General features: G+C 53.4%; 19 protein-coding genes. 13 read left to right on the top strand and 6 right to left on the bottom strand.

Translation table 11 applies throughout. The features are described 5' to 3' along the window. The 5 genes from ACOJWD_RS04420 to ACOJWD_RS04400 form a co-directional block, all read left to right on the top strand. Positions 1-613 (top strand): rhodanese-like domain-containing protein (locus ACOJWD_RS04420; protein ID WP_486992014.1); only part of this gene is annotated, 613 nt, incomplete at its 5' end. Positions 614-976: 363 nt separating this feature from the next. Further along, on the top strand, positions 977-1,375 hold the full coding sequence (gene panD / locus ACOJWD_RS04415) for an aspartate 1-decarboxylase (RefSeq protein WP_486992013.1): 399 nt from the start codon (positions 977-979) through the stop codon (positions 1,373-1,375). A gap of 112 nt (positions 1,376-1,487) precedes the next feature. Further along, positions 1,488-2,642 (top strand): N-acetylglucosamine-6-phosphate deacetylase, encoded by a 1,155-nt coding sequence (gene nagA, locus ACOJWD_RS04410; protein ID WP_486992012.1) that lies wholly within the window; start codon positions 1,488-1,490, stop codon positions 2,640-2,642. Beyond that, positions 2,632-3,522, top strand: a complete 891-nt coding sequence (locus ACOJWD_RS04405; protein ID WP_486992011.1) for an N-acetylglucosamine kinase — start codon at positions 2,632-2,634, stop codon at positions 3,520-3,522. Before nagA ends, ACOJWD_RS04405 begins: the two co-directional genes overlap by 11 nt. A 3-nt stretch (positions 3,523-3,525) precedes the next feature. After that, positions 3,526-4,587, top strand: a complete 1,062-nt coding sequence (locus ACOJWD_RS04400) for a serine hydrolase domain-containing protein (RefSeq protein WP_486992010.1) — start codon at positions 3,526-3,528, stop codon at positions 4,585-4,587. A gap of 355 nt (positions 4,588-4,942) precedes the next feature. On the opposite strand, the gene ACOJWD_RS04395 is transcribed toward ACOJWD_RS04400, so the two are convergent. Together ACOJWD_RS04395 and ACOJWD_RS04390 are read right to left on the bottom strand one after the other, a co-directional pair. Next, the gene (locus ACOJWD_RS04395) at positions 4,943-5,566 is read right to left on the bottom strand and encodes a zinc-binding dehydrogenase (RefSeq protein ID WP_486992009.1); all 624 of its coding nucleotides are present in this window, start codon (positions 5,564-5,566) and stop codon (positions 4,943-4,945) included. Further along, entirely contained in the window at positions 5,563-5,733 is a 171-nt protein-coding gene (locus ACOJWD_RS04390; RefSeq protein WP_486992008.1) for a hypothetical protein, read from the bottom strand. The genes ACOJWD_RS04395 and ACOJWD_RS04390 overlap by 4 nt, the downstream gene beginning before the upstream one ends. A 508-nt stretch (positions 5,734-6,241) precedes the next feature. Here ACOJWD_RS04390 and ACOJWD_RS04385 point away from each other — a divergent pair. The 7 genes from ACOJWD_RS04385 (at position 6,242) to ACOJWD_RS04355 (ending at position 15,009) form a co-directional block, all read left to right on the top strand. After that, positions 6,242-6,937 carry a GntR family transcriptional regulator gene (locus ACOJWD_RS04385; RefSeq protein ID WP_486992007.1) on the top strand — a complete coding sequence of 232 codons (696 nt, stop codon included), beginning with the start codon at positions 6,242-6,244 and terminating at the stop codon, positions 6,935-6,937. A 29-nt stretch (positions 6,938-6,966) separates the two neighbouring features. Next, the gene (locus tag ACOJWD_RS04380; protein WP_486992006.1) at positions 6,967-8,514 is read left to right on the top strand and encodes an ABC transporter substrate-binding protein; all 1,548 of its coding nucleotides are present in this window, start codon (positions 6,967-6,969) and stop codon (positions 8,512-8,514) included. Positions 8,515-8,522: 8 nt separating this feature from the next. After that, positions 8,523-9,467 carry an ABC transporter permease gene (locus ACOJWD_RS04375; RefSeq protein WP_486992005.1) on the top strand — a complete coding sequence of 315 codons (945 nt, stop codon included), beginning with the start codon at positions 8,523-8,525 and terminating at the stop codon, positions 9,465-9,467. A 17-nt stretch (positions 9,468-9,484) separates the two neighbouring features. Then, positions 9,485-10,366, top strand: coding sequence for an ABC transporter permease (locus tag ACOJWD_RS04370; protein WP_486992004.1), 882 nt, complete (start codon positions 9,485-9,487; stop codon positions 10,364-10,366). Between the two features lie 32 nt (positions 10,367-10,398). Then, entirely contained in the window at positions 10,399-12,018 is a 1,620-nt protein-coding gene (locus tag ACOJWD_RS04365) for a gamma-glutamyltransferase family protein (protein WP_486992003.1), read from the top strand. A gap of 534 nt (positions 12,019-12,552) precedes the next feature. Then, positions 12,553-13,419, top strand: a complete 867-nt coding sequence (locus ACOJWD_RS04360) for a phosphotransferase (protein ID WP_486992002.1) — start codon at positions 12,553-12,555, stop codon at positions 13,417-13,419. Between the two features lie 192 nt (positions 13,420-13,611). Next, positions 13,612-15,009, top strand: a complete 1,398-nt coding sequence (locus ACOJWD_RS04355) for an ATP-binding cassette domain-containing protein (protein ID WP_486992001.1) — start codon at positions 13,612-13,614, stop codon at positions 15,007-15,009. Here the strand turns inward: ACOJWD_RS04355 and ACOJWD_RS04350 are convergent. Continuing rightward, positions 15,006-16,067, bottom strand: a complete 1,062-nt coding sequence (locus tag ACOJWD_RS04350; RefSeq protein WP_486992000.1) for a sensor histidine kinase — start codon at positions 16,065-16,067, stop codon at positions 15,006-15,008. The genes ACOJWD_RS04355 and ACOJWD_RS04350 overlap by 4 nt on opposite strands. Positions 16,068-16,072: 5 nt before the next feature. Beyond that, positions 16,073-16,729 carry a response regulator transcription factor gene (locus tag ACOJWD_RS04345; RefSeq protein ID WP_486992015.1) on the bottom strand — a complete coding sequence of 219 codons (657 nt, stop codon included), beginning with the start codon at positions 16,727-16,729 and terminating at the stop codon, positions 16,073-16,075. Positions 16,730-16,946: 217 nt separating this feature from the next. Here ACOJWD_RS04345 and ACOJWD_RS04340 point away from each other — a divergent pair, with 217 nt between their 5' ends. After that, entirely contained in the window at positions 16,947-17,195 is a 249-nt protein-coding gene (locus ACOJWD_RS04340; protein WP_486991999.1) for an SHOCT domain-containing protein, read from the top strand. A gap of 112 nt (positions 17,196-17,307) precedes the next feature. On the opposite strand, the gene ACOJWD_RS04335 is transcribed toward ACOJWD_RS04340, so the two are convergent. Further along, complete coding sequence (locus ACOJWD_RS04335; protein ID WP_486991998.1) at positions 17,308-19,092, bottom strand: MFS transporter; 1,785 nt, start codon at positions 19,090-19,092, stop codon at positions 17,308-17,310. Beyond that, positions 19,089-19,631 carry a PadR family transcriptional regulator gene (locus tag ACOJWD_RS04330; protein WP_486991997.1) on the bottom strand — a complete coding sequence of 181 codons (543 nt, stop codon included), beginning with the start codon at positions 19,629-19,631 and terminating at the stop codon, positions 19,089-19,091. The genes ACOJWD_RS04335 and ACOJWD_RS04330 overlap by 4 nt, the downstream gene beginning before the upstream one ends. Between the last annotated feature and the right edge of the window lie 558 nt (positions 19,632-20,189).

Genomic DNA, 20,189 nt, shown 5'->3' with positions numbered 1-20,189 from the left:
GATAGCAGAGTTAACGGCACTAGTAGAAGATGAATCGGCAATGCTTATTGATATTCGTATGGGCCGAGCGTATACGGAGGCACACTTGCCCAAGAGCCTATCAGCGCCTTTTCGTCAGACCGGATGGGCCGGACCAATAGCGGATTGGATCAAGCGCGAGCAGCCAGGAGCCAAGCTCGCAATCTTTGCCGATAATGCAGTCGTTGCGAAGGCGGCCTCCGAGGCACTCCAACAGGCAGGGCTCCAAGTGGCGCTGGTCTGGGATCAGGGGCTTAAACCATGGATTGAGGCCGGAAATGCGGTGGTGTCTGTCGAGGCTCTGACCGTGGACCAACTTTCGTCCGATCGGGGCTCATGGACCGTTATTGATGTGAGAGAACCTTACGAGTTGCGAAGTGGAATGATCCCCGGAGCGGTGGCCATCCCACTCGGCTCACTCGAGCACAAGCTACCGGAACTGACGAAAGAGTCCGCTTATGCCGTCGTGTGCGCGAGTGGCAACCGTAGCCAGTCAGCGGCAGCGTTTATGGCAGAAAACGGCTACAAAGTAGCGAACGTGGTCGGTGGAATGTCGCTCTGGCTTGGCGCCGGACACCCGACAGAACGAGCCTAAACAACCTGAAGAGTGAGCTTTTGGACCTACCCCTATGTGCTGCCGGGTGTTGTGGGCATGGGGATAGGTCCAACGCTTACTTATCGTTTTCGCTCGTCGATATATCGGGGTTTTAGAGAAGACACGGCGTTTACACTTATGAAGAACAATCCATAGAGTAATCGCTGTGGTGTCAGACCTTGGCTAGGCTGGAGCGCTAATATGACGTCTGCGCGAGACGAGGTCAATCCACATTTTTCTTTGCATGTGGGCAACAACAGTGATGTAGGGATCGGCAGGTGCGATTGGCCTGATGTAGGGCGGGCGCACGCCAGAAAGGGATCACCCAACGGATGCGAGGGAATCGAAGGAGGGAATGGATCGATGCAATATCGCATGTTAGCAGGAAAGATTCATCGTGCTCGAGTCACGGAAGCGAACTTGAACTATATTGGATCTGTCACGATTGATCAGGAGCTTTTGCAGGCATCAGGTCTTTTGCCCTACGAAATGGTGCAAATCACGAACTTGGCAAATGGGGCCCTATGGCAGACATACATTATTCCCGGCGAAGCGGGTCAAGGAGACATTTGTCTTAATGGACCGCCAGCAAGATTGTTCCAACCGGAGGATTTGGTGGTGATTCTCGGCTGGAGAACTCTTTCAGACGAGGAGTTGAGTACCTATTGTCCGCGCGTGGTTTTCGTCGACGACCACAATCATCCCACCAAAGTGATTGCTGAAGAGAAGCCGTTCATCGAATTTCCCGGCCAAGGACTATAGGTCAGCACTTTATCGGATTGCCAGCGTCTTACGCCCGAACTTCATGCGAATGCCCGCTTCGCGAGTTCATCGAGACATGGTACCATGACGTAAAGAACCCTTTTAAGGGGAGATGACCATCAATAGTGAGATTGTGTTACATGGCAATTTGGTATTGCCTGACCGCGTTATCCCCAACGGGGAATTAATTATTAGCGGGGATATGATTTTGGAGGTGAACGAGCACCCCACGTCGCATGCGGCAACAGAGGTGTTCTCCAAGGGTTATCTTTTTCCTGGCCTCGTCGATCTTCATACCCATGGGATTGCCGGACATGATGTTATGGATGCCCAACCCGACACGTATCAGGAAATGGATGCCCATTTAGCCCAAGTCGGTTGTACTCGCTATCTGGCAACGACCATGTCGGCGACCTCTCTCGAACTCGAGCAGACTTTCAATGCGGTGAAGCAATATCGGCAGTCGGCGAGTAATTCGGGTATGATGGGGGTTCACATGGAAGGGCCCTATATACATCCGGAAAAGGTTGGTGCTCAAAGACCGCAAGCGGTGCGATTGCCGAGTGTGGAGGAACTGCGCCATATCCGACAGATTTCGGGGGACCTGGTGCAGCGTATCACGCTGGCACCCGAATTGCCCGGAGCCGCTGCACTCATTGCCTATTGCCTTAATGAGGGCATTGAACCATCGTTAGGCCACTCCAATGCGAGTTATGAGGAAGCCGAAACGGCTTTTCAGAGGGGTGTCACACAAGTTACCCACCTTTTTAATGCCATGACGGGACTCAATCATCGCGCTCCGGGTTTGGTGGGAGCCGCGTTACTCAATGCGGACGTTAAGGTGGAAATGATTGTCGACGGGGTGCATCTCGATTGTCAGGTGGTGCGGCTGGTAGAAAGGATCAAGACCAGTCAAAAGGTGCTCTTAGTCACCGATGCCATGCGCGCCACCTTGTTACCCGATGGTGTTTATGATTTGGGGGGACAATCAATGCAGGTTAATGGGGGCGTTGCGCGCACGGCCAGCGGCAACTTGGCAGGAAGCACTTTGACGTTAATGGATGCACTCTTTCGATATCAGCGCTTTACTGGCGTTCCGCTTTATGAGGCGGTAACCGCTGCGAGCTTGGTCCCCGCACAAGCCATGAAGTGGTCGAGGCATGGGGCGCTTTTGCCTGGGTTTGTGGCTGATGTTCTTTGGGTTGATCCGGCCGGTCACAGTCGCGTGACCTATCGACAGGGAGATATGATTTACGATGGGCGCTAACTTTCTCGGTATTGATGGAGGAGGAAGTTCTACGCGCGTTCAGGTGGTGAATGAACGCGGCGATCTTCTCTTTGAGGCTCGTGGGGGGCCTAGTAATGTCCTCGTTGTCGGTGAAGAGCGCGCCCAACAGGAATTAGAAGCGCTATTACCAAAAGACATACCCATTGATGCCGTGGTCGCCGGTCTTGCTGGAGCTGACCGTCCCTGGGTGCAGTCGTTCTGGGGACAGGGATTAGAGGCATTGAGTGCGAATCTCTGGGTGATGGGGGATTATCGGATCGCTTGGGCGGCGCTCACCGCCGGCGATCCCGGAGCGATTGCGATATTTGGTACCGGTTCGGTATTTTATGGCGAACGAGGGGCCACGGCGAAACGTTTGGGAGGATACGGGTGGAAGATTGGTGATGTCGGATCCGGCATCGCTCTCGGTCACGCTGCCATTCTCGCCAGTTTGAAGGCGCTAGAAGAGTGCGGACCCAAGACGACGCTACAGGATACGGTATTGCAATGGTCCCAATGTCGAGATAGGGGGGATTTGTTGAACTATCTCTATGCCGATTCCACCGACTGGCGCAGCGTTTCGGATTTAGCCCAGACGGTCTTTACTTGCGCTCCCACCGATGCGGTTGCCGCGGCTATCTTAGAGGAGGCGGCAATCAGCATCATGCACTATTTCCACGTGTTGTTTGAGTCCACGGATCTCCGGGCCACCGATCCGGTGGGACTCACGGGAGGACTTGCCCCCTCTTGGCTAGAAATTTTAAATCCCCGATGGAAAGAGGCGGGACATCGGAGTCTTTCAGTGACGTGGCGTGAACCGGTAGAAGGAGCTGTACTACTCGCTAAGCGGCTTTGGCAGGAGAAAAACGAAAGGGGTTAAGCGATGAAGACGCGGTGGGAGGAAGCGACGGCGCTCCTTGATGGTGCGATTGCCGCGCAGCAAATTCCGGGTGCGGTGGCTGCGGCGGGACAACGCGATGAGGTATGGTGGACCTATACCGGAGGGATGGCAGTGGTCAATGGCGGCGCCCCCCGTCCCATGACCTGGGCGACCTATTTTGACTTAGCGTCTTTGACGAAAGTGATGGCGACATTGCCGTCAATTTTAGTTTTGGCGGCACATGGACAAATACTGCTCTCTGAGCCGATCTCTCGCTATTTGCCCAATCTTCGCCACTCGCGGTGGGATGGCGTGACCCTACAGCATTTATTGACCCATACAGGGGGGCTGACGCCTGATCGACCCTATTGGCAAACACTGCAGGGACAAGAGGCGGTTTTATCTGCTATCTATGATGAACCATGGGACAATGAGCCCGGCACACATGTAGCCTATAGCGATTTAGGATATATCCTCTTGGGCGCGATTGTGGAAGAGACTTCCCATCGCTCATTAGCTGATTTTGCCGCCGAGGAGGTATTTGCGCCTTTGGGGATGAAAGAGGTGCTGTTTACTCCGCCCATGGCGATGCACAACGCAATTGCCGCAACGGAGATTGAAGGAGGCGTCGCTCTTTTGGGCCAAGTTCATGATGAAAATGCCCGGGCGCTGGGAGGGGTGGCGGGGCACGCGGGTCTCTTTGCCACGATAGATAGTGTCATCCGCTATGTTATGAGTTGGACCGGAACTCCCCCCATCATATTTAGCCCGGCTATCCGCCAGTCAGCGACGGCGCTTCACACGCATGGATTGAATGGGAAACGCGGTCTGGGCTGGGCATTGCGTGCCGATGGATTTGATGTGAGTGGGGACTTTTGGCCATCGTCTGCTGCCGGACATACCGGATTCACGGGAACATCCATCCAGTTTGACCCGTTAAGTGGAATCTGGGCAGTCCTTCTCACCAATCGGGTCCATTATGGGAGGGATAAAAATATTAATCCTCTGCGCCGTGCACTACATAATGTGGTGATGGCTCACACCTTTGGCCAAGAGACAGTCTAGCTCACGCGTTTTTTGGTTTCGTTAAACGCGATTTGGCGAGATGATGAGAGAGAAATGAACGCACTTTTAAGGCCCGAAGGGGAATATTCCGGGCCTTAGAAGTGGGCCAGTGGTGCCTCTGGGGGTGCTCTGGCGCGTCATAGGCATTGTTCGAGCCATAGTCAAAGATGGGCGGGTCAACGGCTAGACACTCATGTCGAAGACCAGACGACCATTGACGCGGCCATCCAGGACAGCTTGGAATGAGTCGTTGACAGATTCCAGGGGGCGCTTTTCATACATCACGCGTGTCTTGCCGAGTGCATGCAGTTCGAATACTTTCGTCAAATCTTGCCGTGTCCGCACGATAGAACCCTTAATGGTCCCGTTTCAAAAATGGGGATTTGTACATAATTGCAGCCGGAAGCGCCACAGACACGACGGTCCCACCATTGCGGAGCGAACGATACGCCTGTTCAAACGTTTTAGGCGCAACGGCTAGCGAAATCGCTGCATCGACTCCCCTCGGTCGTTGAATTTCTTCAACAGGATCTTGGTACTTGCTATTGACCGTATTGTCTGCCCCGAGAGATCGGGCTTGCTCTAGTTTGTCGTCGACCACGTCCACGGCCACTACCGTGGCACCCGCGATCGCGGCATATTGCACGGCGAGATGTCCGAGTCCGCTACCAGGTCGGACGAGCGTGCGCGGGACTCTTTGACCGCTTTGTAGGTGGTAACCCCAGCACAGGTCAACGGAGCCGCATAAGGATCGACGCCTCGGGGCACTAGTCGAACATAGTCTGCATACGCCCCATCGAGAATGTAGTCGCTCTGCTCTTGACGCGGGCACAACGTCTCGCGTCCCGTCAGGCAAAATTCGCAGTGGCCGCATCCATGGCCGAGCCAAAGAAATTGCCACCCGGTCTCCTTCGTGGATGTGGTTGACGTGCGCCCCGGTGCTTTGCACGATGCCGATGCCTTCGTGTCCGGGAATCAAAGGTAGTTCGGGCTTGATAGGCCAGTCGCCATGGCGGCGTGAATGTCCGTATGGCAGAGTCTCGACGCCTCGATCTTGACCACAATCTGGCCCGCACCTGGCATGAGTTGGAGAACCTCCTCCATCACTAGCGGTTCGTGAAATGCATGAATCACTGCTGCTTTCATCTTATTTTCACCCCTTCTGGAGTCGAAACCAGAAATTTTTGGACCACGACTTAAGACAATAGGTCGCCCTTAACGGCAGAAATAGGGCCGAATGGTCCTCATCAGCGTAAAGCACGGCCTATGACGAAAGGGAATGTATCGCGAAGGAAGACCCTGTGTTACTCATAGGTGGACGCCAAGAAACGTCGGAGTCATTTGAGGCGACGAAACACGATGCGTTGGGCCAAAAAACACCAGGGGTCGGTCGAGCTGAAACAAAATTAGCATGAATTACATGCGCTCATGGTGAGCGGTTGGCCGAGTTGTGAGATAACGGTCATGTGTTTCGTTCTACCTCGAGTTAAAACCCTGCAACGCGGGGAATGAAACAATTCTGGATGGCCTCTGGTTCCTTCCACTTCTATGCCGCAATGATTGACTGTATACGGTATACCAATACAGAATTTTTTATAAAATAGGCAGGAAAATCGGAAGCTTGGTCGAATTACCGTCTTAACGGAGGGATAATGTGCCGCGTAAGTCAATTGATGACGTATTACAACCCATTGCTATTGTGAGTACCGCCGAAGAAGCCTATCGCCGCTTGAAGCAAGCCATCGTAGATGGAGACCTTGCTCCGGGAGAGCGCTTAGTGGAGCGCGTGTTGGCCCAAAACATGAAGGTGTCACGGACGCCCGTGCGAGAGGCATTGCAACGGTTAACGAGTGAAGAACTGGTGATGGCTGATGGTTCACGTGGCCTCATTGTAGCGCGCCTGTCGGCTGACAGCGTTGAACACGCCTATGTCTTAAGGGAGGTGGTGGAGGGATTGGCGGCGCGCTTGGCGTGTGCACAGCCACATCCTGAATTACTGAAGCAATTGGCGCGAAGTCTTGCCGTAATGGAGGACGAGCGACGGGATCCCGACGTCCTGGATGCGGCGCACTCGCAATTTCATGACACCATTGCAGACATGTCGGGTAATCCGTACTTGATTCTTACACTGCGGAATTTGCAGCAGTTTCGTACGCGAATGGTTTCGTTGGATTGGATTACCGCACAGCGGGTCAATGCATCCGTGCCGGAGCATCGCCTCATATACGAGGCGATTGAGTCGCGCAATCCATCGCTTGCCGAGGAACGCGCGCGTGCCCATGTGGTCGCGACGCGCGTAGGGTTGTTGCGGAGACTGCGCGGAGCCGAGACGCTTGATGGTGGACAATAGCATGATGCTCATGAGGAGGAAAAAGTGGTATGTGGAGTAAGAAGATGATTACGGTGCTCTCGTCAGGGGTTCTCATGGCGGCCCTGGCTGGTTGTGGAGCCAATTCAACGGCGTCTGCCAGTAGCGCCTCGGCGTCCGGACCTCATGTGGGGGGGACGTTAAATGTGGGGATTGATTCTGACTTTGTCACATTAGATCCGGCAATGTCGTCAGCCTTGATTGATCGCCAACTTTATATCAATGTGTTTGATCCGTTATTGAAGTTGTCTCCCCAGATGACCATTGAGCCCAATTTGGTAACGCATTGGACGATAAGCAACAGCGGAAAGACATATACGCTCTATTTGCGCCACGGAGTGACGTTTCAGGATGGCACTCCCTTCAATGCTCAGGCCGTGGTATACAACTGGAAGTGGGAAATGAATCCTAAGAATGCGTCCCCGCGACTTAGTGACTTAGAACCCGTATCCAGCCTTGCGACACCCAATGACTATGAAGTGGTGGTGAATCTTAAAGCACCGTTTGCTGCGTTCTTGTCTGAGCTGACCGGTCGAACCGGTATGATCTCATCGCCCACCGCGATGAAGAAATATGGAAGTTCATATGATCTGCATCCCGTGGGGACGGGCCCATTTGAATTTGTCTCTTGGATAAAGAATGACCACCTGATTCTCAAGCGCAATCCACACTACTGGCAAAAGGGGAAACCCTATCTGGATAAGATTATCTATACTCCGATTACGAATCCCCAGCAGGAGTACGATGCTCTGACAACGGGTGAAGAAGACATTATCGATAGCGTGGCGTATCAGGATGTCAGCCAATTGTCATCCGAACCCAACTTGAAATCGGCCGATATGACGGGGTTGGGCTATGCAGACCTCGAGTTAAATACCACTGTTGCTCCTTTAAACAATGTGCATAATCGCGAAGCCATTAACTATGCTATTGACCGAGAAGCATTGGTGAAACTTATCTATTTTGGACACACCACTCCGGCCTATCAACAAAATCCGCCATCGTCGTGGGCCTATGATCCGAGTCTGAAGGTGCCGTTTTCTGATAAGTTGGCGAAGCAGCAACTGAAATTGGCAGGCGACCCTAACGGATTTTCCTTTACGCTGATTGGGGAGAACGACTCTTCTACCGTGCAAGAAATGGAAGCCATTCAAAGTGAGTTAGCGAAGGTGGGAATCACTGTTCATGTCGAACCGCTCGACTTTACAACGGAGTTGACTGACGCCATCGATGGGGACTATCAGGCTGACGTATTGGGCTGGAGTGGACGCCCCGACCCGGATCAAAATATGTATGGGTTTGATACCACGGGCGGTAGTTTTAATGATCCCAAGTACTCGAATCCTCAGGTCAATACGCTGTTATTGCAAGCCCGCGAGGCGACATCGCAGTCCACTCGAAAGACGCTCTACCAAGAAGCCGCGAAGATTGTACTGGACCAAGCCCCCTATATTTTCTTGGCCTATACACCGGTTATTCAGGCATGGTCCTCTAATGTGGAAGGATATCAGGCTTATCCGGACGATTTGATGCGGTTTACGAATGTCTGGCTTAAATAGGTGATATGATGGCGAGATTTATTATGCGACGTATTCTCAATATCATTCCGGTGGCTTTTGTGGTGCTGCTTGTGACGTTTAGTTTGATTCACTTAACTCCCGGCAACCCTGCCTACACCATTTTGGGGGACCAATCGTCCCCCCAAGCGGTGAAATTGCTGGATATCAAAATGGGATTGAATAGGCCCATCGTGACACAGTTTTTCGTCTATTTGCGTCAAGTGGTCGAGGGTAATTTAGGGACATCGCTTATCGGGGGACAATCGGTGGCGTCGATGATTTTAGCCGCCATTCCGGTGACGCTTGAGTTAGCAGTCCTTGCGGTGCTATTGTCTCTCATTATCGCTTTGCCGCTCGGCGTACTGGCTGCCTATCGCCCCAACACGTGGATTGACAGTATATCGCGGGTGGTGGCACTGATCGGGGCAGCGGTTCCAAATTTTTGGCTCGCGTTGTTGTTAGTCTACATTTTTGCGGTGTCATTACATTGGTTCCCTTCTCTGGGATGGGTACCTTTGGGCTCCGGCGTCTTTAGTAATTTATGGCATGTAGTGCTTCCGGTATTTGTTCTGGCATTGCCTCTGGTCGCGGTCACCTCGCGCGTCATTCGAGGTTCATTGATGGAAGTGATGCGACTCACCTATGTCCAAGTAGCTCGGTCTAAAGGATTATCGGAGTGGATGGTGGTTGTGCGACATGGTTTGAAGAACGCTCTCATACCGGCCATTACTGTGGTCGGACTGCAGGTAGGTGCCCTATTGGGTGGGGTGGTCATTACCGAGTCAATCTTTTCATTGCCTGGGTTAGGACAATTAGTGGTGGACGCGATCTTTGATCGCAACTACCCGGTGCTGCAGGGATCCGTGCTTCTGATGGCTTTCGTGGTGATACTGGCCAATTTGCTTGTCGACTTGTGCTACGCATGGATTGATCCGCGGATTCGATATAATTAAAAGAAAGGATGCATCGTATGTCCCTTTTAGCTGCTATTGAGCCGACGGAAGAAATCGTAGTCAGCACGAGTAATCGCAGTCGAGCGTGGCATCGATTCTTGAAGAATCGATTAGCGGTGGCGGGGTTAATTGTGATCGTAGGTTTTTTTCTGATGGCTCTTTTGGCGCCGATCATCGCACCTTATGGTCCGGACGCGACAAATTTTAATTTGGCGTTTCATGCGCCTAGTGCGTCGCATCTCTTGGGAACCGATGAGCTAGGGCGTGATGTGTTGTCACGTATCATTTATGGAGCGCGCGGCAGTTTGATATCGGCCGTCCTCATCGTGGCGCTTGGCCTTGTCGTGGGGGTTCCCATGGGGTTAATCTCCGGGTATTATGGGGGATTCGTCGATGAAGTGGTAATGCGGGTGGTGGATGCGGGGTTGGCATTTCCTGGACTGGTCTTGGCAATGGCTATGGCATGGATTCTGGGACCGTCATTGAGCCATGCCATCATTGCCATCGGGATTGTGACGATTCCACAATTCGCGCGTATTACTAGAGGACAAGTTCTAGAAGTCAAAAGCCACGAGTACGTCGAAGCGTCGCGGGCTCTCGGAGCCGGAGCGGGGCGGGTGATGTACCAGCATATTCTCATTAATGCTGCGACACCGATTATTGTGGTGGCGACGCTGAACATTGGAAGTGCTCTCCTCAGTGTCGCAAGTCTTTCGTTCCTCGGATTGGGTCCGCCCCCACCCGCACCAAATTGGGGTGAAATGTTGCAGACCGGGTCGCAGTATCTTTCGCTGGCACCATGGATGTCGCTTTTTCCGGGAGCTGCCATTTTTCTTGCTGTGTTAGGATTTAATACGTTTGGCGATGGTATTAGGGATGTATTTGATCCTAATCACTAGGGGTTCGGGATAACGAGAAGGAGATGATGGAGATGTCAGAGGTGGATGATGCGCGATTCGATGCCGGAGAGTACCCGTTTCCGTCTCGCCGTACGGTAGTTTATGGGAAGCATGGCATGGTGGCGACCGCAGAACCGCATGCGGCCGAAGTGGGCTTGCGTATTCTGCGGGAGGGGGGCAACGCCGTCGATGCCGCTGTGGCCATGGCGGCAGCCCTGACAGTGGTGGAGCCTACCTCGAATGGTCTCGGCAGCGATGCCTTTGCGATCGTATGGGCTAACGGAAAGATGTATGGCCTCAATTCCAGCGGACCGGCTCCGATGGGACTGACTCGCGAGTGGGTGATTCGTCAGGGCTATCACGAGATGCCGATGACCGGTTGGTGCCCCGTTACGGTGCCTGGCGCGCCTGCAGCGTGGGCCACCCTCTCGTCGAAGTTTGGTCGTATCCCTCTCGCGGAGACCCTACAACCAGCCATCACACTGGCTCGGGAGGGATATCCGGTGTCCCCCACGGTCGCCTATTTCTGGGATCGAGCGTATGAACGCTTTCGTGAGGTCTTGACGGAACCAATCTTTGAAGAATGGTTCAGGGTTTTTGCTCCGGAAGGGAGGGCTCCACGAGCTGGGGAGATCTGGAAATCGCCCGATCATGCCAACACCTTAGACGCTATTGCGGCATCCGATGCGGACGATTATTATCGGGGCACTGTGGCAGAGAAAATTGTGCGATTTGCAGGTGTGACCGGGGGGGTCATGACGGGCGAAGACCTATCACGGTTTGTACCTGAATGGGTGACGCCATTATCGGTGGATTTTCACGGGTACGATGTGTGGGAACTTCCGCCAAATGGCCAAGGGTTGGTGGCATTAATGGCCATGAAGATGTTATCGCATCTGGAGATACACTCGGAGGAAGAGCGGATTCATTACCAAGTGGAAGCGTTAAAACTAGCGTTTGCGGATGCACGGTACTATCTGACAGACCCCCGAGCTATGGCACCGGCAGCAGACACGTTTCTTAGTGACGCCTACATAAAAGAGCGGAGTGCTCTCATCGGGGAGAGAGCAGTAATACGGACAGCGGGTACTCCCAAGCCGGGTGGTACGGTCTATTTAGCGACTGCCGATGATCATGGGAACATGGTGTCCTATATTCAAAGCAACTACGCGGGATTTGGATCAGGATTGGTGGTGCCTGGAACGGGGATTGCGTTGCAGAATCGAGGCGGACTCTTTAGTTTAGATCCCAATCATCCCAATGCGCTGGTACCGGGGAAGCGAACCTATCACACCATTATTCCCGGGTTTTTGACCAAAGATGGCAAAGCGCTAGGTCCATTTGGTGTCATGGGGGGATTTATGCAACCACAGGGACATCTGCAAGTGATGAGTCGCATGTTGGAACAGCATTTCAATCCGCAAGCAGCACTTGACGCCCCGCGATTCTACTGGCAGGAGGGGAATCAGGTGATGGTGGAGCGGACCATGCCTCAAGCGGTAATTGATGGACTGAGACGTCGGGGTCACGAGATTACTATTGCCGCGGAAGTGGGGCCATTTGGTCGAGGCGAAATTATTTGGCGTATGCCGAACGGCGTGTACGCAGGGGGAACAGAGCCTCGAGCGGATGGCAAGGTGGCGGCGTATTGAGTCTTGCTGCTCGCTAAGCCTGAGATTACCGCGGTGGAGCGAAATGGCCCCCAGTGGTATTGCGGGTACTGTCGATCGTGTTAAAGAGGGTCACGTGTCAAACGCGGGATGCGTTGGATAGCGCACTCAGGAGCAATCCGACGCATGGTGTCCGGATTAGGGTAGATGCCGCAGTCAGCCAGCGGGCCGCTTAACGCTGATAGGTATCGACCGGATGCCCACGCCATGCGTGGCATTGCACAGTGTAGTGGTGTTCTCGCGGCCGGATCCACCCCACTCTGCACACCGTTCTGTGGGGTCGGTGAGAGCCTCACGGCAACATGTGCGCAATGCTGAGGAGAAGGTGTCTCCAGTTATGAACCGCGGATCAGTGGGCAGTGCCTTGCTAAATTAGCAGACCATCGAAAGTTTTTGCAGTTCCCATAGACGGCCATGACCAGGGGGATATACTCTGGATTCGAAACCTTTGCAGTACTCATAGGGGAAGACGTGCATAGGAGGACGAAAATCCTGTTAATCTCGGACGTGCTAGTCGTGGCAGAAAGTTTGGGATTCTCCAACGTAAAACCCGTTGTCTTAAGTGATGCGGGAAATTTACTCGTTCATCTTTCGCCCTTTCCGGTTGTTGCCCGAGTGGCCAAACTATTTCCCGGTGATGATGCGAGGTTTTGGCGGGACGTTTGCGATAACGAGATTAAGGTTGCAAGGCACCTCATCGAAACCGGGATTCCCGTCGTTTCCTATTTTCGTGATATTCCTCCGAGACCCTATTGCGTTGGGGATACAGGGATGACGCTTTGGGATTACGTAGAGTCGACGCCCATTCCTACGTTGAGTGGGGAGCAAGCCGTCGCTATGCTCAATGATTTGGTAAGGGCCATGTCGAATTTTCCCGAACCTCTGCCGCCCCTAGGGGCTTGGCGGAACGCGGCTAAAGCGGCTGAGAATTTATCATCTATGCGGGATGATGGTCGCATGGCCACACTGCTCCGGGTGTACAAACATGTGGACGAGAAGATACAGAGCGAGGTGCTTTATCCGGCACACGGAGATGCACACCCAGGGAACCTTCTGGCCAGCAAAATGGGGTGGCAGTGGATTGATTTTGAGGATGTCTCGTTGATGCCGAAATTTTGGGACCTGGCCAGTTTTGTTGGGAACACGGCGTTATTCCATGGGTTCAACCATGCTATGGTCCAAACCGTGTTAAGGTCGCCGGAGGTGTCCTACGATCGATTATCGTTTCAAATGACTCTTGAAGCACGAGTGATTCTGTCGACGATGACTAACTGGGCATTAGCCGTGAACGGTCACGGAGACTGGGACTTTGCCCAGGCACAGCTGCAGCGGATTGACGATTTTTTGTGGGTTGTTGATCACGGATCGCTATGGCGCGATTGACCGTGGGTGTTATTGTGCCTTGCCCCGACACGCGGTGGTGCTGTGTGGCGTGACTATGATAGGATTGGTATGGATTCCAATTTGCTATTCTTAGGAGGTGTCAGGCCGTTGAAGAATGCACCCGTTTATTAAGTGCGGGTTGTGGTCGTTAAGACGCACCCCCCGCACCATCTAATATGGGGGTGAGTCGTCATGTCGTTAGTTCTTTCTCGCGTTTCTCTTGCCTATGAGAACCATCCACCGCTTTTCGATCCGATTACAGTGACTTTAAGCGCTCGACGTCGCGTAGGGCTCATTGGGCCCAATGGGGCAGGGAAATCCACCCTGTTACGCATCATTGCTGGCGCTATGAGCCCATCGTCAGGACATGTTACCGCGTCGTTTGGCTCGATCCTCTTAGTGGAGGAGCCTACGCAGGAAGACGAGTCGTGGGGAGAGGTGGCATTTCGCCATCTACGAGATGCTATCCTTCACGAACCCGACCTGTTGCTGTTGGATGAGCCGACCCGTCACTTAGACTATGCCCATCGACAACGCCTAGCCACGTGGTTGGTGGAACTGCGTCATACCACCTTGATCATCATTAGCCACGATCTCGATTTCCTCGATGCGGTCGTCACAGATACTTGGCAGTTAGATCAGGGGGTGTTTTTCTCAGCCCCATTAGCCCCTTCGCAATATCTGGTACAGCGTGAACGTCAAGCAGAAGCCTATGAGCGTCAGTATCAACAGCAACAAAAGCAGATTGATGCATTAAGACGAGATATTCAGGAGACGCGCAATCAAGCCAAGCGCACTGAAGAGAGCACCACGGATTCCGGCCAACGGCGCCTTGCGAAAAAAGTCGCTAAGAAGGCCAAGTCGCGTGAAACGCGGTTAAAGCAGTGGGAGGAATCGGGCGATGTGCTAAAGGCACCGATATTGCGTCATTCACTGCGGATGCTTTGGGACCAGGTGCCTCCTTTGGAGGGGATTGTGGCCCGACTAGAAAACGTATCATTAGGCTTTACACCCGAGATCATGGTTCTGAAGAACCTATATTTGGAGGTCAAGGCGGGCGAACGAATTGCCATCATGGGCAACAACGGTGCCGGCAAGTCGACCTTGATAGATGCCCTCACGGGGCAGTTTTCTGGGACTACGAGTGGTTACGTTCGTCCGTTTGCCGAGCCCATCGGTTATGTGCGCCAGACGTTCGACGGAATCACCGGAGACACCGTATGGGAGTATTTCTCTCGATATTCGGTGCTTTCCGTAGGATTGGGCCGCGCCTATCTTGGGGCATACGGATTCTACGAAGATGCCTGGTCACGCCCTATCGACGAATTGAGCCAAGGCGAACTAGTCAAATTAGCGCTGGTGAGCCGGTGCGCGCTGGGATCTTCGTGTTTGATATTGGACGAACCCGAGCATCATCTCGATGCCTTAAGTCTTCAGAGTGTCGTTGCGGGACTTCGCGACTACCCGGGAGCACTCTTAGTGATTTCCCATCAGCCGCGTTTGCTGCAAGCATTGGCGATGACCAAGGTCTGGCATGTAGGCGACGGTAGGGTGGAGATTGAATTTCTAGGGAGTGTCGCGAGCGGTTAGCTAGCGTCTTCGGAGCCGGTGACGGATTTTGTAGTAGGCCCGACGAGGGGGAGCGTGACCACAAATCGGCTTCCCTCTCCGACCGTAGACTCTACCGTCACCGTGCCTCCATGAAGTTCGGCAATGCTGCGCACAATGGTTAGTCCCAGTCCGCTACCGCCGCGGATTCGTTCTCGTGACCGATCCGCGCGATAGAAGCGTTCAAATAGATGCGGCAAATCGTCGGGGTGGATGCCGGATCCAGTATCGGTCACTTCAAAGATGGCGTCAGGGCCATTCTGACGAATGGTGAGGGATACCGTGCCGCCAGCGGGTGTTTGGTGAAAGGCATTGGTGATTAAGTTGATGAGTACTTGGCGCAATCGGTCTTGATCGGCTGTGACATAGGGCATATTTCTCTCCGTGGCGGTGGTGAATGTGAGATTTAAGTCTTCGGCGACCGGGGAGAGATTGCCCTGGATTTGCGCGCACAGATCATCCGGGCGAACTGGGGCGAGATGTAGCGATAATTGCCCGACGTCGGCTAAGGCCAAATCATTCATGTCCGTCACCAGGCGTTTGAGGCCGAGGGTCATATCATGAAGGTGGAGAATTTGCTCTTCATTGAGGGGGATGACGCCATCTTGAATGGACTCTAATCGACCTAAGAGGAGGGCTATGGGATGGCGAATTTCATGAGCTAAGTCGGCAAAAAATTCTCGGCGCACCCGTTCTTGCGCATCCAACCGATCCACCATGCGATTGAAGTTTGCGGCCAAAGCTGCCACCGCATCGTGACCGTCCACTGAGACTCGGGTGGTGAGATCGCGAAGACTGATCTCATCAACGGCTTGGCTCAGCCGTCTTAGTCGGCGAGTAAAGCGCATGGTAATATAACCGACGACGGCGGTGGTCATAAGAAGAATAAGAAGGATGACGGGGTTGTGGGATTGGCCACCGACGCCGCGGTCATTCCACGTCATGATGACAATCACCACCACCATCAAAATCCATAGCCAAATCCAGCGAACTGGCGGGCCGCTGGAGCGCCTTCGCTGTTCTGGTCGGCATCGTGCCATATACGTCAACTCCCTTGAGGTACGAGCTTGTACCCGCTCCCATAGATGGTTTGAATCCAGGATTTTAAGCCGAGTTTGGTGCGGATGCGGCTCATATGACTGTCGATAGTACGTTCATATCCTTCGTAATAGTCTCCGACGGCACTCTCCATCAACTGCAGACGAGTAAACACCCGATTGGGATGACGAGCCAAGACCGCTAAAATTTTGAACTCCATCGCCGTGAGCGGAATCTCGATCTCATTCACAAGGACGGTCTGGGCGAGAAAGTCGATCCGCAATGCGCCAAAGTCGGAGATGTCGGATGCTCCATCCTCCATATGAGTGCGTCGCAGAATAGCTCGCACTCGGGCGGACAGTTGCCGAAGACTCACCGGTTTTACGAGATAGTCGTCCGCGCCCATCTCGAGCCCGACGACGATGTCTGGGTCTTCACCACGAGCAGTGACCATCAATAAGGGCGTCGGTCCAGAGCGGCGAATCTCCTTGAGAATGTCGAGGCCGTTAAGCCCAGGCAGCATCCAATCCACAATCACTAGGTCTGGGTGGCGATCCCGCCAAGCAGCTAGCCCCGCCTGACCTTCGGGAGCGTAGTCGACGTGATAGCCATCTTGGACGAGATAGTCCACCATTATCCGTCCTAGCTCACGATCGTCTTCAATAATTAATAAGTGTTCTTGTGCGATGGCGTCCTGCCTCCCTTGTGGCTCTATCCTATCAAGACTTTAGCCTCATGGCACGCGGGTGAATGAAATCTGCACAACTCCTCAACAATCTACCAACATTTGGCCTTTACCATAAGGTTCGTAGTCATTCAGCCGACAGACGCTCTTCAACCGGGCAGGCGTCGACACACACAGTGAAAGGAAGTGGAACGATATGTGGGCAACACACGCACATGCATATGGAGCTTTTCCGATGTTCCCGTTTTTCCCGTTGATTCCGATTCTCTTTATTGCAATTCTGGTGGGGGGGTTCTTTTGGCTAAGAGCATCCGCTATTCGGCACGGAGGTCGATCTCCATGGGGGCATTATGACTCGGCCGAATCGGTGTTACGGGAACGGTATGCACGAGGAGAAATTGATGCCGAAGAATACCAGGCACGTAAAGAGGAATTAAAGCGGTAAAAATCAAAGGGGCGCGCCTCTCACTTCTCCCTGCGCGTTTCTCCAATCGGATAGTGATTGATGAGTGGTTGATGACTGAAGTCCAAAGGAGGGCCTCCAAAGAGGCCCTCCTTTACGATTCGGGTGGGGAGTCTGACCAACGGTCGAGACTGGTGCGTAAGAGCTTTAGCGCTTGTCGGAGTTGGTCCTCTTCGACTCGGGTGGCGTTTGCATGTGCTCCACGACGTGCGCTCCAGGCGGCTTCGAGCGCCAGCAGTAAGGTACGGTTTTGTGGAGACAGTCCGGCGGCAGCAGGTTGGCTCCGTTGATGAACCATATCTCGCTGGCGCACTAAGACCACGACCGCTACTAAGCCAAAAGCGACAAAGCCGCTTCCCATCCAGACGATATCGCGCGTGCCAAGCAAAAATGCGTGCCGCGCTGCTGCAGCCAATTCGGGGAATAGGGGGGACTTGGTATATTGTGGTCCTGCCGAACTCAGGCCTAGACTACCCGCTATGGGACCCGCTGAGGTAATCCCGTGAATAATCTGCAGTCGTTCCGCGTGTGAAAGGTGAGAGGCATGGAGATGTAGGGTGCTGGTGCGAACGTAGTGATTGTAACGTCCTGCTAGAAAGGCGGACAGGGCAGCAATACCAAAGGCGATGCCGGTTTGTCGAGCCACGTTGTTGGCCCCGGACGCCATGCCGATATAGCGGGGTTCGACGGAACCCATGGCTAAGGACGCAATGGGCGGATTGACCATGCCATTTCCTATGCCCGTCAAAATCAAACCGGGCAGTAACATGGTCCAGTCAACAGCGGTCGTGGCATGCCCCAGACGCGTCAGAAAAGCTACGCCTGCCAACGTAAACGCAAATCCCAGGGCCAAGATCCACTTGGCACCGAAACGATCGCTAAATCGCCCGGCGAGCGGTGCGCCAATCAATACTAAGGCGGACAAGGGGAGAAATCGTAGTCCGGCCTGCATCGCCGAGAAGCCTAAGTAATTCTGAAAATAGAGGCTGAGGTAATAGAGGAGAGCATAGGCGCCGGCGCTGACAGTAAAAGCCGCCAGGGCTGAGCCCGTAAAGCTGGGAATCTTAAATAGACGGGGATCGAGCATCGGCTGTCGAATATGTAATTCGCCGATGATAAAGGCCGCTAATCCCACTGCACCGGCAATGAAGAGGGTCAAAATGTAGGCCGAATGCCATCCCTTGTCGTTGCCATTAATCAATGCCAAGACAAAGCAAAAGAGGGTAACGGTAAGGGTAATCAGTCCAAAGATGTCAATGCTTCCCGAATGATGGGTATCTTTTGATTCGTGAATCGCCCATGTTCCCAGGATGATCCCGATAATCCCGATGGGCACATTGACATAGAAAATGGAGGGCCATCCAACTCGCGTGACTAATAACCCGCCGATTAAGGGACCCACTGCTGTGGCGAGTCCCGCGACGCCGCCCCAAATGCCGAACGCCGTTCCGCGCTCATGGCCATGAAAGGTGGCGGTAATCAATGACAGTGAGAGTGGCAGCATGGCCGACCCACCAATTCCCTGAATGCCTCGCGACAGGTTCAAGACATCGGCTCCTGTCAGTCCGCCAATGTGGATGTGCGGACTTAGGGCACAGAGCAGGGATCCGGCGGCAAAGACGCCCATACCAATACTAAAGATTCGCTTGCGACCGAAAATGTCACCCAATCGACTGGAGGTGACAAGCAGCACGGCCACGACCAAGGCATAGGCATTAACGATCCATTCAAGTTGGGTATAGGATTCGTGCAGCGCCTTTTGAATCGAGGGCAGCGCGACGTTCACAATGGTGACGTCTAAGAGTGCCATGAATAGCCCAAAGGCGATGGCCCCTAACGCCCACCAACGTCGTGGATCTTGCTGAATATTGACGCTCATGATGGTTCTCCTCTTTCTTGCAGTTTATCGTTAACCCAGGTAAGGCGGGCGCGATAGTTATGCATGGTGTAATCCATCGCTTGTAAAATGTTCGTGCGATGTGCGTTCTCGATGGTGCTGGTCCCTTGCACTCGATCGCATCCGGCTAGCACATGATCTAACATCAGTTCCAAGAATACTTTGTACTGCAAAAGAACTTGGCGACGACGATTGACATCGACTAAGTGGAAATTCGCCAATTTGATGCGAAACACATCGTCGGTATCCAGCGTGTGATCGAGTGGTTTAGCCATGAGCCACTGAAACCGCTCGCGTCCTTTGTCGGTAATGGCATAGACTTTGCGCTTGCGGTTCCCCACGAACGAAGTATCTTTTGATTGTATAATCAGTCCATCGCTCTCCAGATTCCGCAATATCGGATAAAGTGTGCCCCAACTGACGGTGCGTAAAGGTGCCAGGACTCCGGTCAGGATGTCATGCAAAAGATAGCCATGCATGGGTCCTTCGCAGAGTTCCGCCAAGATAAAGAGTTCATACACCAGCTTCATCTCCTATCTAGAAAATATATCGGAAAAATATATTTGTCAATTACGAGAAAGGGTCAGTGGTTAAGGGGGGGCGCGAGCGCCGGGGTTATCGCTTCCCTGCGGGCTTGTGGAGGTCTGTACGATGCCGAGTTCAGTTTTCATGGAGTATACCGCAGGGGAAATACATGCAGAGAGCGCGCGAGATATAGCGAACTATGTAAGTCTGCAGAGCCTTTGGCGGGTAGGGAAGAAGTCCCGGTCGGGTAGGGATAGCCGGGACTTCTTCGATGGGCGTGCGCTAGTCAATCGTCATCCTCGTTCTTATCACCCCATCCCTGGCCTCGTCGGTGACACCAATGCATCATGAGCCCAAGAGTGGCAAAGATTGCTAGTGTCCATCCCAACACGGCCAACTGGCTCATCACGCTCCCTCCTTACTATCGGGATCGCGCCTGAGTATACGAGGCTTAAGGAGGAATTCCAAGTAAAAATCATATAAATGGTCGGGAACGCGCCATGCATTGGATGACGGTAATCGAGCCGGGAGAGGGATTTTAACGTTCGGTGCAG

Source organism: Sulfobacillus sp. TH-112 (genome assembly GCF_057473405.1).
This window is presented reverse-complemented; position numbering and strand designations above follow the sequence as displayed.